Consider the following 13,858-nt stretch of genomic DNA (forward strand, 5'->3'; position numbering starts at 1 on the left):
GAACCTGTGCTCCTGGTCGACGAAGGACACGTCGACTTGTGGACGCCACTTTATCGGCAGTCGCCGACACGGCTGTCTTTGACGCCCGACCGCCGGGTCACAACAACTGCACGTTACTCAGTTTCCACTCGCCGTCCTCGCGGACCAGCGAAAGTTGCATCCGGTTGCGGTCGATTCTCGGATCGGGGGAGTTGGTGTTCGTGATCGTCTGATCGAGGAACACGAGAACCTCGGCGTTGTCGCGATCACTGCTCGCCAGCCCGGCTGAAATGATCTGAGCGGACGAGGTCGCCTGATACTGCACGATCATATTCTGAAGGTTGGCTGCCACATGGGCGTACTGACCGGCGAATTCGCCGACAGAATTGTCACGGACCACGGAAAGATTCTGATCGAGGTTCTGGAAGTTGTACGTCGCAAGATCAGTGGCGAATTGCCGTCCGCTGTCCAGGGCGCTGATACGCGCGTTTTCGTCGACCGATTTCTGCCAGGTCGCGAATGCGCCCCATCCGAGCGCCGCGACCACGACCAGGGCGCCGGCAACGATCGCTACGGTCTGCTTGCGAAGCCGCTTGGGCTTGTCGACGATTGTGGGCGTCTGGGGTTCGGTTGTCTCGGTCATTGCGTTCCTTGTACTAGTAGTGCGGCAAACGAGTTGTCACCGAGAACGGTGTTCTGACCACCGTTGAGGCCCAGACGAATCGACGTTCCGTCACCGGCTGCGACCGTTCCGAGGGCAGGATCGTATTCAGCAACCCCGTCGATCGTTCCAGTTCCGGTGGGGACGTTCTGCGATCCGCGATTCTGGATCCGGCCCGACTGGTCCGCGCAGTGTTGGTTCTTGTCGAGCGTGGTCGGTGAGGTGTCCTGTACCGATCGCCGGGGCGTGTCGTAGATACAGACCGGTCCGAGTGCTGTGATCAGATCAAGCTGTGCCCGTCCGTCTTTGACGATACTTCCGAACTTCTCGAATCCTTTGGGCACCACCACCAACAAGGCATCGACGGCGGGCATCCGTGCAGTGACGATCTGAGTGGAGACGAGAGAATTGGCCAACAGCAGACTGAACGGCTCACGACTCTGTTCGATGAGAGGCAGTATCTGATTGTCGAGAACACTCGGGCTTCGATCGAGGAGTGTGCGCAGTTGCGGATCGGAGTTTCGTACCTGATCTGTCAATTGGCGAAGTGTGAGTGCAACTTCGGGAAGAGCGTCAACATTTTCCTCGTTCGCAGTGAACAGTGAGCGCGAGTTCTCGACGAGTGTGTTGACACGCGGTTGATCGGATTGGACAGTGCGCGCGAGCACGTCGAAGTTGTCGACGAGCGCCTGCAGATCCGGACCCAATCCGTTCAATCCCTCGCCGAGTTCGTGCGAGAGGGTTCGCAGGTCTGCCGGATCGACGGTGTCGGCAGCAGCGTTGAAATTCGCAATCACGGTTCCCAACGCGACCGGGATCGAAGTGCGCTCAGTCGGAACAACGGAACCTTCAACCAGATACGGGCCGCCGTCGGTCTGCGAGGACAACTGAACTTTCAATACCGGAACGGCGGTGTCCTGGCTGATGGCCACATGCGAATCGTTGGGGATCTGTTTGTCGGCGGCGATGCTCAACGTCATCACGACGAGGTCCTGGGCAGAGTCCACCTCCACCGACTCGACGTCGCCGACGGTGACTCCGCGATAGGCCACTTCCGAACCGGGAGCGATTCCGGCCGCGTTCTCCAATTCGACGATGACCGAGAAGGTTCCGGTGAACGGATCTCCGGCACCGACTTGCCGGAGTACGTACGTCGTGCTGACCACCGCGATGAGGAGAAAGGCGGCGATCTCGAAATAGACGGTTCGGTTCTTCATCGCGTTCCTCCTTGCAGGGGTGTCGTGATCGGCAGTTCCCGATCGGAGGCGGGCAGAGGTGGCAGTGGCGGTGCGGCGCCCGGGATTATCTCGTTGAGCACTCCGGTCACGGTGCCCTCGACATCGACGTCGAGGTCGATGTTCACGTAATCGCCTGGGCTGGCACGCTCGAGGAGCACTCTTGCGTTGTCCAGGTTGGCCATCGTCTCACCCAGTGTCGGCCCCATTGCCGAGAACTGGTCGAGGATGGGTGACAGTCGTCCGGTGATCTCGGAAATCTGGTCGGCCGACTGGTCGAGTACGGAATTGGTTGCGGTACTGAGCCGATCGGTTTCGTCGAGTAGATCGAGGAGCGGTTGTCGTTGGTCGGCGATCACGCCCAATGCGGGTGTGAGTGTGCGCAAGCCTTCGTCGATGGTGGCGCTCTCGTCTCCGATCAGAGCGCTGAGCCGGTTCAGTGAATCCAGTGCCGAATTGATCGATTCCTTTCGGTCGTCAAGTGTTCCGAGAAAAGTGTCAAGGCGTGCAAGCAGATCGCGGATCGTCTCCTCCCTGCCGTCGAGAATCTGATCAGCCTCACTGACGATGTTCTTGACCTGCGCCAACCCACTGCCGTTCAACAGAGTTCCGACGGCGCCGAGCAGTTGTGCGACATCGGGTCCGCGCACGGTCTCCGATCGCTCGATGGTGGAACCTGGTTCGAGAATGGGGCCCGCTGGATCGACCGGAACTTCGAGGTTGACGAACGCATCGCCGATCGGGGTCGACAGTTCGATCCGAGCGCGGGTGCCGACAGGTAGTTCGATGTCCGACGCGATTTCGGTATGTACCACGGCTGCAAAGGTTTGCGCGCTCATCGACGTGACTCTGCCGACCACTGCCTGGCCGATCCGCACCTCGCCGCCGACGGGAAGTAACGACGCGTCGACGAATTCCATGTTCAGCGGGTACGACTCTCCTGGCAGACCGCGTCCGAGGGGGAGGTGCTGGAAGTTGAGACTGCAGCCGGTCAATGGCGCGGCGATGACAAGTGCCACGACAACGCTCACCACGGACTTGTTCGACGCCATCAGTTACCCCCACCGAGGATGCGTGCCAGGTCGGAGCTGCCTGCCGAAGGAAATTCGATGGGATTGACGATTCCCGGCCCTGTGCACAGCGGTATCGGCATCTTCTCGCACAGTTCTCTCGTCGTGTCGAACTGTGAGAGATCGGTGGCGACGTTCAATCGTGCTCTGGCTCGGCCTTCTTCGGTGACGAGGTTGGCGACGTTCTCGAATCCCGTTGGTGCCGTTTCGATGATCTCGCGCAGTTGATCCTGTTTGGTCGCGACTGCACCGGCCAACTGTGCGAGCGTACCCAGATCGGCGGTGACCGCCTCGCCGTGTTCGGCGAGTAGCGCTGAGACCTGTCCGAGCAACGTGGTCAGGGAATCGAGCGCCCCGCTGATGTCTTCTCGCTGGGCGCTGAACGTGCGGGCGGTGACTGTCACCGAGTTCGACAGGGAGTCGACCTTGGTCTGGTTGTCCGCGATCAACTGCACGAGGGTGTTCAGGTTCTTCACCAGTTCGGAGATGTCGGGACTTGCACCCGCCAGTACCGAACTGGCCTGTGAGATGGACCGAACGGCATCGTTGAATGCTTGCCCGTTGCCGTCCAACGCGTGGGCGCCTTCTCCGATGAGGTCACCGATCCCGCCACCGTCGGCGCCAGGGCCGAGCGCCACCGTCAATTCGTTCACCGATGCGGTGAGTTGGTCCCACGTCAGCGGGGAGTGAGTGCGTTCGGGAGGGATCACCGCGCCGTCGGTCAGGAACTCACCGTCCTCGTAGCCGGGGCCGAGTTCGATCGTGCGGTCACTGATGACCGAGGGAGACAGGACCCAGGCCTGCGCGTCGGCGGGTATACGTGTTCCGGATGGCAGGCTCAGCGCCACTCGTACCCGGGACCCTTCCGGCGTGACGCTCTCGACCCTCCCGCTGGGAACTCCCAGAATCGTCACTGTGTTCCCGGTGAAGATAGCGTCGGTCGAGGTGAATTCGGCGGTGAGAGTGAGTCTGTGTTCGTCACGCGTGACGAACAGGACGGCACCGATCGCGCAGATCACAATCGCTGCCAGCACGGCGAGTTTCTTGACGGTCGTGGTCATCGACACCCCTGAACGAGCCCGACGACGCACAACCAGTTGTCCGGGATGAGGGTGGAGGGCGAGTTGAGGTCGAGCCAGTTGCCGTTACCGGTCGCGTTGGTGACGTAGCGGACGCTGGGGGCGAAGTTGTCGAGCAGTGTGGTCAGTGATTGTTCGTTTTCGGACAGAACTCCCGTCACCACGTGGATGTCTCCCATGACCGAGTCGATCAAAGCCTGGTTGTCGCCCAGGAACTGGGCAAGTGTGGTGCTCAACTGATTCAGGTCTTGTACAAGCGCATTCAGCACATCTCGCCGGTCGGCGATCGTGGACATCACCAGATCCGCATTCCCCAGAAGGGTTTCCAGAGTGTCCTTCTGCTCGATCAGTGTTGCGGTCGTCTGCTGCGCTCCGGTGAGAAGGGAACGGAGCGCAACGTCGTTGTCGTTGACTACTCCGGAGAGTGCGTCGATTCCCTCGAGTGAGCGGCGAATGAGTTCGGGATCGTCCGGTGAGTTGTCGGACACCACGGTCAGCATGTTTCGCAGTTGTTGCAGATCAAGGTTTTCCGACGTGGATTGTGCTCCTCGACCGAGATCGTCGAGAGTGAACGGAACGCTCGTGTTCTCGATGGGGATGGTCGAACCTGCGGGTAACGAGCGCGATCCGTTCGGAGTGACGTCGAGCGAGCGTCGGCCGAGCAGAGTCGAGATCTTGATGTCCGCACGGGAGTCTTCGCCGAGAGTGACGCCGTCGTCGAGTCGGAAGGTGACTTCAACCGAGTTGCCGCTGACCGCCAACGAGGTGACCACCCCGCTCGGGACTCCCGCGACGTTGACCGGATCGTCCTGCGTCAACCCGGTGGCGTTGGCAAAGACGGCGTGGTACTCGTTGGTCTTGACCTTCAAGATCAGTTGAGGGACAACGAGTGCGGCCAGAACCACACCGACTCCGACGAGGATGCAGATGATTCCGTTGCGGACCGGGTTCTTGACGGTGAGCCAGTTCATCGGCACACCGCCGAACGCTCGGGGCCGCCGAGGGTCACCGATTGGTCCAGCGCGCTGAGCCGGAAGTTGCAGATGTAGATGTTCGCCCAGCTTCCGTAGCTCATCGCGATCCCCAACTGGGTGAACAGTTGATCGAAAGCGGTGATACCGGTCGCCAGCGACTCACGATTGTCGACGACGACGCGAGCCGACTGATCGATCGAAGTCAGCGCGCCAGCCAAGTCCGGTTCCACGCGCGTCACCAAGTCCTGAAGTGAAGAAGTCAGGGCGCCTGCGGAATCCACTGCGGCCGAGATCTGTTGGCGGTCCTGTGCCAAACCGCCGACCAGTGTGTCGAGCGTGTTGATCATCTCGACGAAGTTGGGTCGATTCGTCGTGGTCACGGTAAGGACCCGGTCGAGGTTGTTCAGTAGTTGGTCCAAGATCGCGTCCCGGGACGTCAAGTTCTCGGTGACGGCAACAGTGCGCTCCAGCAGGCTTTCGATGGTGGAACCTTGTCCTTGGAATACCTGGACGACCTGTGCGGCAAGTTCGTTGACTTCTGCGGGGTCAAGTGCGTCGAACAGGGGACGGAATCCGCCGAGGATGTCGGTGAGGTCGATCGCCGGCTGAGTCTGTTCCACGGGAATTGTGGCCCCGGGGGAGAGGTAGTTGCCTGTTGCGCGTTCGGCCTGTCCGGGTTCGATCGAAATTGTTCGCGCTCCCAACAGGTCTGCGTACCTCACCACAGCGCGACCGTCGGACGGAATACGTTGTGCAGATTCGAGTTCGAAGCCGACGACGGCTTGGTTGTTCACCAGCTCGACGCTGTCGACGCGCCCTACTCGCACCCCGGCGATCTGAACATCGCTGCCGGTGACCAGGCCGGAGGCATTGACGAAGACGGCCCGGTACTGCGAACTCGACCCGGAGACTGGGTTGATCAGGGTGCTCACCACAACCACGGTGGCGAGAATCGACAGTGCAGCAAACAGTCCGGACCTGATCAGAGATTTCTTCACGCTCATCCGCCCACCACCGTCGTGCCGCGAAATACCGGCCCCGCCACGAGAGTGTCCAAAGCTGTACCGCCTTGGGTAAGGGCCGAGATCATGGACTGTTCGGCAGGGCTGCCGACCGGGCCGACGGTTCCGCCGAACGCGGTCGCGGCGGCAGGACAGTTGGGTCCGCGGGTTCCGTCGTACTGTGGGCAGTCGGTCTTTCCGTACGGATACAGATCTGTGACGGACAGCCGTAGATCGGTGCTGAGCCACGGACCATTCGCCAACGCGGGCGGGAGCTTGATCGTGAGATTGCGCAGGCCGTTGTAGAAGGTGGTGATGTGGTCCGGCCGCGAAGTGATTGCGCCGGTGAGGGAATCGGCGTCGTCGACCAAGGTGATCATGCGGTCGCGATTGTCACCGATCAGACTCGTGGCAGCAGCTCCCGTGCTGGTGCCGGCACGCAGAAGCCCCGCCAACCCGTCGGATTTCTCGACGACGGTCTTGGATGTGGTGATGGAGTTCTCGAATGCGGCGAGCATGTCCGGCGCACTCGTCGAGAGACTGTCGGCGAGGGTGGCTATGTCGTCGAGGTCGTCACCGAGTCCGTCGATGACGGGCTGCGCACCGACCAACGCTTGGTGGACTGAATCGAGCGATTCGCCGATCTGGTTTCCCTTGCCGCTCAACGCGTCCGAGACTGCCGTGAGTGCGACGTTGATGTCGGCGGGGTCGAGGGAAGAAACGAGCGAGTAGATCCGGGAGATCGATTGGTAGAGCTGGACCGCGACTTCGGACTGATCGGATACCAACTCGGTACCCGGCACGAGAGCAGGACCACGCGAGAGTCCGTCAGGTTGAATCAGGTCTACGAAGAAGTCGCCGAAGATGTTGCGGGGCATCAGTCGCACCTGACTTGTCGACGGTATGTCCTCGAACGCTCCCTCGTCGATCGCGAGTGAGACAGTCGAAGCGGTGGTGCCCGGCTCGATCTCGGCCACAGCGCCGACGACGACGCCGCGGTACTGTACCGAGGATCCGACTCGCAGCGCACCGGCACTGGCGGGGACGACAGCACTGACCTGCGGTGTGGAACCGGTGGAGTCCGTACCTCTGCTGAACAAGAAGACGTAGGCGAGGATCAGGATGACCACGGCGAGTAAACCCCGCAGTGCCAGGGTGATTCGGCTGGAATTCGTGACGATCATCCGGTCAGCCCGGGTACGTGAGGTTTGAGTCCCCACAGCGCAATGGTCATCGCGACGTCGGTGAATGCAAGGAAGACGATGCTGGTGCGCAACGCTCGTCCGGCGGCTCGTCCGACGCCTTCGGGTCCACCCGTCGCGGTGTAACCGTAGTAGCAGTGCACGAGGGTCACGACGACCGCGAACACCATGACTTTTATCAAGGACAACCAGATGTCGTTGGGAGAGAGGAAAAGACTGAAGTAGTAGCCGTACGTTCCCTCCGACTGGCCTTTGACCCGGATCACCGCAAGCGCCGTTGCCATGTACGAAGCAAACAGGCCGACCAGGTACAGCGGGACCACCGCGATGAGCGCCGCGATCATTCGGGTGGTGACCAGGTACCGCAGCGAGGGAATCGCCATGACTTCGAGCGCGTCGATTTCCTCGGAGATCCGCATCGCTCCGAGCTGCGCGGTGAATCCGGTTCCGACCTTGGCTGCCAGGGTGATTGCGGCAACGAGTGGTGCCACCTCGCGAGTATTCGCGATGGCGGACATCACGCCGGACAGCGGTGCGAGACCGACGAGGTTGAGTCCGCGGTAGCCCTCGAGCCCGATCTGGGAACCGGCGAAGAACGAGATCGCGAAGATCACGACGACGCTGCCGCCTCCGGCGAGCAGGGTGCCCGAACCGAATGCCACCTGGGCGACGAGACGGGCGACTTCACGCCAATAGCGCTTGAGGGTTGCCGGAATCGAGGTGATGACACGCGCGTGGAACGTGAACTGATCGCCGAGCCGACTCAGGCCGTCGACGGTCCGCGAACTGACCCTCTTGGCACGAATTGCGATGGGCAGGTGCATCAATAGGCACCTTTCACCGAGACGAACAGTGGGTAGAACTGAGTAATTGCGAGGTTGGCGACAAACACGAGGACAAACGAGAGCACGACGGTCTCGTTGACTGCGTCGCCGACGCCTTGAGCTCCGCGCTTGACGGTCAGGCCCTTGTAGCAGGCCACGATTCCCGAGATGAGAGCAAAGGCAACGGCTTTGATGCCGGAGACGACGAAGTCGCTGGGTTGACTGAATTGAACGAGATTGCGCAGGAAACTCTGTGCGTTGCCGTCGAGTATCAGGACGTGAACGAAGAGGCTTGCGCCCAAACCGATTACGAGAACTATCGAGTTCAGTAGGAGGCAGACGACGGCAATGGCGATCATCCGGGGTACGACCAGGCGTTCGAGCACGGGTAGACCGAGCACTTCGAGTGCATCGATTTCCTCGCGTATCGTTCGCGCTCCCAAATCTGCGCAGATTGCGGAACCGCCGACACCGGCGATGATCAGGGCGCACACCAGGGGGCCGGCCTGTCCGATGATGAGGAACGCGACGACGGCACCGCTGTACGCACCCGCGCCGATTTGATCTGCGAGCGCACCGATCTGCAGTGCTACCCCGACACCGAGGGGAATCATCACCAGAGCGGACGCGACCGAGGTGACGTGGGCGAGAAACCACATCTGGTCGAGCGCCTCACGCCAGGCGAGGCGCTTGTGTCGAAGAGATGTGAACGCCGCAACGCACACGCGAACGGTGAAGGTGAAGAGCAGTCCGATCTCGGAGAGCAGGTTCGAGAACATGTTCGTCTTGGCGGGGGAGACAGCAGTTGTTTCCCCGGTTGTTCCATTCCCGGTCGTCGTAGCTTCGGTGCTCACGCCATCCCCCTCTCCGGCCGAATCGTTCTGGTCGGGTTTCTTCGATCACACTCGGGAGCTCGAAGTGCTCCAGGTCACGTTCGGAGACGGTATCAGGAAACTGACTCTGAAGTAAGTTCCATTTCGGCCACTTCATCACCGGGCGCGAATGTCGACGCGGAACTTTCGTTTGCGTCCACGCAACCTTCCCGGCGAGAGCCCGAAATGCGGCGGGTGCACAATGAGTGAATGCCACGATCAAGCCCCATTTCCGCTTGGAAGTCCCTTCGCGAAGGCAACGAGCGATTTGTCAACGACGCGTCCATTCACCCCAGCCAGGGAATCGCGGACCGCGCGAAACTCGTCGATGGGCAGCACCCCACAGCGGTGCTGTTCGGTTGCGGTGATTCGCGCGTAGCCGCCGAGATCATCTTCGACCAGGGTCTCGGCGACATGTTCGTCGTGCGCACTGCAGGTCACGTGCTCGACGATTCGGTGCTCGGTTCCATCGAGTACGCGGTTCACGTGCTCAACGTGCCGCTCATCGTCGTCCTCGGGCACGACGGTTGCGGTGCCGTGAAGGCAACGCTCGACGCCCTGGACGAGGGCGCAGTTCCCGACGGATTCATCCGCAGTGTGGTCGAGCGTGTTGCTCCGTCCATCCTGATGGGCCGCAACGAGGGCTTGTCCACCGTGGACGAACTCGAAGGCCGTCACGTCGTGGAGACCGGCTCGCTGATCATGCAGAGGTCGCGGATCATCGCCGACAAGGTGGACAAGGGTGCGTGCGCGATCGTCGGCGTCACGTACACGTTGTCCGACGGTCACATGCGAGTTCAGGGCGCGGTCGGCGACATCGGCGAGAGCGTCGAGACCGTCGAGGGTTAGATCTTCCGGGGCAGTGGTACCTGGCAGCAGACAATGGGTACCGACACGCCGCCTCAGCTGACGGTTAGTGGACCCTGCGCCAACTACCGTTGAGTCCGTGTTGGAACCTAATGGACCACTGCCCCCCGAGATCTACTGGCGTCGCCGGGCGCTGGCCATTGGTGCCGCCGTCATTGCGCTGGCGTTGATCATCTGGGCGGCGTCCGCCCTCTTCGGCGGTGGAAGTGATACCCCGGAGGCCGATTCGGCCGCTGCGAGTTCCTCGCTGACGACGGACGTCTCCTTCACCCCCAACCCTTCCGGTTCCAACGCGCCGGAGGGTGGCGGTGGCTCGGGTGGCGGCGCTGCCGGTGGATCAGGTGGCTCGGGCACGCAGGCTTCGGGTTCGTCTTCGTCTTCTTCCTCTTCGTCGACCACCGGGGCTCCGGTCCCGGCCGGTCAGTGCGCCGACTCGTCGCTGGCAGTCAAAGCCACCGCAGACAAGGCGACCTTCGCTCCCGGCGAAGAGCCGTCGTTCACGATCGTCATCACCAACATCGGTTCGGCACCCTGTGATCGAGATCTGGCCGGCGGCCTTCAGCAGGTGCTCGTCTACAGCATCGACGGCAAGACCCGGTTGTGGTCCAACGTCGACTGCTACCCACAGCCCGCAGCCGACGTACGCAATCTCGCGCCCGGCGAGCAAGCTGCGTTCAAGGTCGCCTGGTCGGCCACGACGTCGACCCCCGAGTGCGCGACCGCGCAGAACCCCGAGCGCAATCCGGTGGGCGCAGGCGCTTACACGGTTGTCGGGCAGCTCGGTGCACTGCGAAGCTCCCCGGAGCCGTTCAACATCGCATGAGCGCGGGCAAGCCTGAACAGGCCCGCTAGTTGAAGGATCCGGTGATCGACGTTTCCGCGAGCCGGGAAAGTCCCTCACGGATGTGACGGGCCCACAGCCCGCCGATGCCCTCGACCGACTGCAGATCGGCAGCCGTAGCGGCCAGCAGCGACTGGAGAGTGCCGAAGGATCCGACCAACCGGTGGATCTGATGGAACTGCAATCGAGGTACACGCATCAGCACGCGATATCCGCGAGGAGTCATCGGAGTGTCGAGGGCTTCGATCGTGCCCGGATAACCGAGAACACGCGCAAGAGTCGTGAGATCGAGTAGATCGGCGTCGGTGACGCGATCGAGTGCGACGAGGACGTTGTCCATCGCCGCGGTGCCGATGGGTTCGGGACCGGCAAGATAGTCCCGAACGATGAGTTGACGTGCAATGTCGTTGTCGCCGACCAGTTCTTCGAGCTGCAGTGCCAACTGGCGACCGTCGGTGCCGAGTTCGAGGACATCCTGTTCGATTTCGATCGACACGCGGCGAACCATTTCGAGGCGCTGTACGACGGTCAACGCGTCGCGCAGAGTCACGAAATCCTCGATCTCGACGACCGACAGTTGCCGTGTCACTTCGTCGAGTCGCGCTTTGTATCGTTCGAGCGTCGCGACGGCCTGGTTGGCGCGCGAAAGTATGGTGGCCGAGCCGTCGATGACGTGCCGGATGCCGCCGACGTACACACTGACGATCGACATCGACTGACTGACCGAGACCACGGGATAGCCGGTCTGAATTGCCGTGCGCTCGGCAGCGCGGTGCCTCGTGCCGGATTCGACGGTGGGAATCTTGTGATCGGGAACCAGCTGGACGTTGGCACGCACGATGCGTGTGCCGTCCGTCGAGAGGACAACCGCGCCGTCCATCTTCGACAGCTCGCGCAATCGGGTCGGTGCGAACTCCACGTCGAGGTTGAATCCGCCGTCACACAGCGCTTCCATTTCCTCGTCGTATCCGAGGACGATCAGCGCGCCGGTACGGCCGCGCAGAATTCGTTCGAGCCCGTCTCGCAAAGCGGTACCCGGCGCCAACCTGGCGATGGTCTCTCGCAATGCCGACGACGACTGTGTGTCCGCCATCGCACTGATCATTGAGAAACTCCCTGCTGAGGTCGATGTCACTTCGGTCGGGTCCGATGCCTGCGCCGGACGGATCCCCGTTTAGATTACCTATCCATGAGTAGTACCTGGACCCTGCCTGATGACCTGACTGTCCCGGAGCCGGTCGAATTCTTTCCGGCCGCCGGCGAGAAGCTGCCTCAGCACTGGTCGAAATGCTTCGGCTGCGGCGACGACCAGCCTGCGGGAATGGCGATGAGTTTCAGGGCTGGTAACGGACTGGAAGTGACCGGTCGTCTGGAGGTCGCCAAGAAGTATCAGGGCGGTCCAGGTGTCATTCACGGCGGCATTCTGTCGACGGCATTCGACGAGGCTCAAGGTATGGCATGTATGGCTCTCGGCTCGCCGGTGGTGACCGGGCACCTCGAGATCGACTTCGCCCGGCCGATCCCGTTGGGATCGGTGCTCGAATTCCGGGCTCGCATCGACGGCGTTGTACGCCGCAAGGTCTACACCAGTGCAGAAGCGGTGATCGTCGAAGGTCCGACAGCGGATCCGGACACGGTGGTGGGAACGTCCCGGGGACTGTTCCTGACCATCACCTCGGAACACTTCGCCAAGACCAAGGAGTTCGTGGACGGCGAACCGACGTCCCCGTTCGGCACCTCGTCGGTCTGACGAGGTAGTCGGCCGAGGGACGATCACTTCACCGGCGTGAGCTTGGGGCGAGACGGGGCTTGTTTGCCGCCCATCAATCCGGCGTAGGCCAGTGCCTCGGCCAGATTCGCTACTTCGTTGACGCGCATGCCGGGAATGTTCGGGCCGGAATCGACCGGCACGATGGCGCTGGTGAATCCCAGTCGGGCAGCTTCGATCAGCCGTCGGTTCACCCCGGCAACCCGTCGAACCTCCCCGGCGAGTCCGACCTCGCCGAGGATGACGAGCCCCTTGGGGACGGGTTTGGCTTTCACGGCGGAAGCGACCGCAATGGCGAGAGCCAGATCGGCACCCGGCTCGGTCATCCGCATACCGCCGACGGTCGCGGCGTAGACGTCGGCCTTCGAGATCGACACTCCGACGCGGCGTTCCAACACGGCCAGAACCATGGCCACACGGGCGGTGTCGAGCCCGCTGACGGCTCGGCGAGGTGTCGGTAGCGGCGTGGCGGCGACGAGCGCCTGAACTTCACCGAGTAGAGGTCGCTTACCGTCCATCATCACGGTGACGGCAGTGCCTTCCACAGCTTCTTCACGGTGATGCAGGAACAGGCCGGACGGATCGCTGATCTCGTTGATGCCCTGCTCGCTCAGCTCGAAGCATCCGACCTCGTCGGCCGCACCGAATCTGTTCTTCACGCCGCGGACCATGCGCAGGGTGGAGTGCTTGTCACCTTCGAAGTGCAGAACCACGTCCACGAGATGCTCGAGCGAGCGCGGACCGGCGACGGCGCCGTCCTTGGTGACGTGGCCGATCAGAAGCACCGGGATTCCACTGGCCTTGGCCAGGGAGGTCAGGGCGCTGGTGACGGCCTTGACCTGAGTCACGCCGCCGACGACCCCGTCGACGTCGGCAGCAAGCATGGTCTGCACCGAGTCGACGATGACCAGTGTCGGTTTGACCTGCTCGATGTGGCCGAGGATGGTCGCGAGATCGGATTCGGCCGCCAGATACATCCGTTCGTGGACAGAGTTGGTGCGATCTGCCCGAAGCCGAACCTGACCGGCGGACTCCTCGCCCGTGACGTACAACGCTCGATCATCCGCGCTGCGCATCGCCCAGCGGTAGACGACCTCGAGAAGTAGCGTCGATTTTCCGACGCCGGGCTCGCCCGCGAGCAGCACCACCGAACCCGGTACGACGCCACCGCCGAGGACGCGGTCCAACTCACCGATCCCCGTGGGTTTGGCCTGCGTCGAGGTGCTGTCGATCTGTGTCAGCGGCGTGGCCGGCGTCGTAGGCAGCACGGCGCTTGATCCTGCTTTGGCGAGTGAGGCGCCGGCGCGACTGGCGACGGGTGCCACTACGGCGACCTCGGTCATCGAGCCCCACGAATCGCAGTCCGGACATCTACCGACCCACTTGGGCACTACCGACTGGCATTCGGAGCAGCGGTAGTTCGATTTCACTTTGGCCACCGGGACAGACTAGAGGCGGGGTCCGACATGGACCCCGCCTCTAGTG

The 13,858-nt window shown here is 62.2% G+C and carries 14 protein-coding genes; 3 read left to right on the forward strand and 11 right to left on the reverse strand.

Annotation, left to right across the window (positions count from 1 at the left end):
• Positions 1–97: 97 nt before the first annotated feature.
• Genes G9U53_RS08735 through G9U53_RS08775 form a run of 9 tightly spaced genes read right to left on the reverse strand, consistent with a single transcriptional unit; the run spans position 98 to position 8,879 of the window.
• Positions 98–622 (reverse strand): hypothetical protein, encoded by a 525-nt coding sequence (locus G9U53_RS08735; RefSeq protein WP_064075125.1) that lies wholly within the window; start codon positions 620–622, stop codon positions 98–100.
• Positions 619–1,857 carry an MlaD family protein gene (locus G9U53_RS08740; protein WP_042923604.1) on the reverse strand — a complete coding sequence of 413 codons (1,239 nt, stop codon included), beginning with the start codon at positions 1,855–1,857 and terminating at the stop codon, positions 619–621. Before G9U53_RS08740 ends, G9U53_RS08735 begins: the two co-directional genes overlap by 4 nt.
• Entirely contained in the window at positions 1,854–2,927 is a 1,074-nt protein-coding gene (locus G9U53_RS08745; RefSeq protein ID WP_042451872.1) for an MCE family protein, read from the reverse strand. Before G9U53_RS08745 ends, G9U53_RS08740 begins: the two co-directional genes overlap by 4 nt.
• Positions 2,927–4,006, reverse strand: coding sequence for an MCE family protein (locus G9U53_RS08750; protein ID WP_165638590.1), 1,080 nt, complete (start codon positions 4,004–4,006; stop codon positions 2,927–2,929). Before G9U53_RS08750 ends, G9U53_RS08745 begins: the two co-directional genes overlap by 1 nt.
• A complete protein-coding gene (locus tag G9U53_RS08755; RefSeq protein ID WP_063892124.1) occupies positions 4,003–4,995 on the reverse strand; it encodes an MCE family protein in 993 nt (330 codons plus the stop codon). The genes G9U53_RS08750 and G9U53_RS08755 overlap by 4 nt, the downstream gene beginning before the upstream one ends.
• Positions 4,992–6,002 carry an MlaD family protein gene (locus G9U53_RS08760; protein ID WP_165638591.1) on the reverse strand — a complete coding sequence of 337 codons (1,011 nt, stop codon included), beginning with the start codon at positions 6,000–6,002 and terminating at the stop codon, positions 4,992–4,994. Before G9U53_RS08760 ends, G9U53_RS08755 begins: the two co-directional genes overlap by 4 nt.
• A complete protein-coding gene (locus tag G9U53_RS08765) occupies positions 5,999–7,183 on the reverse strand; it encodes an MCE family protein (RefSeq protein ID WP_165638658.1) in 1,185 nt (394 codons plus the stop codon). The genes G9U53_RS08760 and G9U53_RS08765 overlap by 4 nt, the downstream gene beginning before the upstream one ends.
• Positions 7,180–8,025, reverse strand: a complete 846-nt coding sequence (locus G9U53_RS08770; RefSeq protein WP_003945610.1) for an ABC transporter permease — start codon at positions 8,023–8,025, stop codon at positions 7,180–7,182. The genes G9U53_RS08765 and G9U53_RS08770 overlap by 4 nt, the downstream gene beginning before the upstream one ends.
• On the reverse strand, positions 8,025–8,879 hold the full coding sequence (locus tag G9U53_RS08775) for an ABC transporter permease (RefSeq protein ID WP_003945667.1): 855 nt from the start codon (positions 8,877–8,879) through the stop codon (positions 8,025–8,027). Before G9U53_RS08775 ends, G9U53_RS08770 begins: the two co-directional genes overlap by 1 nt.
• 228 nt (positions 8,880–9,107) lie before the next feature.
• Between G9U53_RS08775 and G9U53_RS08780 the strand changes: the two genes are divergently transcribed.
• Both G9U53_RS08780 and G9U53_RS08785 read left to right on the forward strand, forming a co-directional pair.
• The gene (locus G9U53_RS08780) at positions 9,108–9,746 is read left to right on the forward strand and encodes a carbonic anhydrase (protein ID WP_003945421.1); all 639 of its coding nucleotides are present in this window, start codon (positions 9,108–9,110) and stop codon (positions 9,744–9,746) included.
• Between the two features lie 97 nt (positions 9,747–9,843).
• The gene (locus G9U53_RS08785) at positions 9,844–10,587 is read left to right on the forward strand and encodes a DUF4232 domain-containing protein (protein ID WP_003945615.1); all 744 of its coding nucleotides are present in this window, start codon (positions 9,844–9,846) and stop codon (positions 10,585–10,587) included.
• Positions 10,588–10,612: 25 nt separating this feature from the next.
• Here G9U53_RS08785 and disA read toward each other — a convergent pair whose 3' ends face one another.
• On the reverse strand, positions 10,613–11,698 hold the full coding sequence (gene disA / locus G9U53_RS08790) for a DNA integrity scanning diadenylate cyclase DisA (protein WP_024487741.1): 1,086 nt from the start codon (positions 11,696–11,698) through the stop codon (positions 10,613–10,615).
• Positions 11,699–11,794: 96 nt separating this feature from the next.
• Here disA and G9U53_RS08795 point away from each other — a divergent pair, with 96 nt between their 5' ends.
• Positions 11,795–12,355, forward strand: a complete 561-nt coding sequence (locus tag G9U53_RS08795; protein WP_003945494.1) for a PaaI family thioesterase — start codon at positions 11,795–11,797, stop codon at positions 12,353–12,355.
• A 23-nt stretch (positions 12,356–12,378) separates the two neighbouring features.
• On the opposite strand, the gene radA is transcribed toward G9U53_RS08795, so the two are convergent.
• Complete coding sequence (gene radA, locus G9U53_RS08800) at positions 12,379–13,812, reverse strand: DNA repair protein RadA (protein WP_003945739.1); 1,434 nt, start codon at positions 13,810–13,812, stop codon at positions 12,379–12,381.
• Positions 13,813–13,858: the final 46 nt, after the last annotated feature.

This window comes from Rhodococcus sp. D-46, assembly GCF_011290655.1.
GTDB lineage: Bacteria > Actinomycetota > Actinomycetes > Mycobacteriales > Mycobacteriaceae > Rhodococcus_F > Rhodococcus_F qingshengii.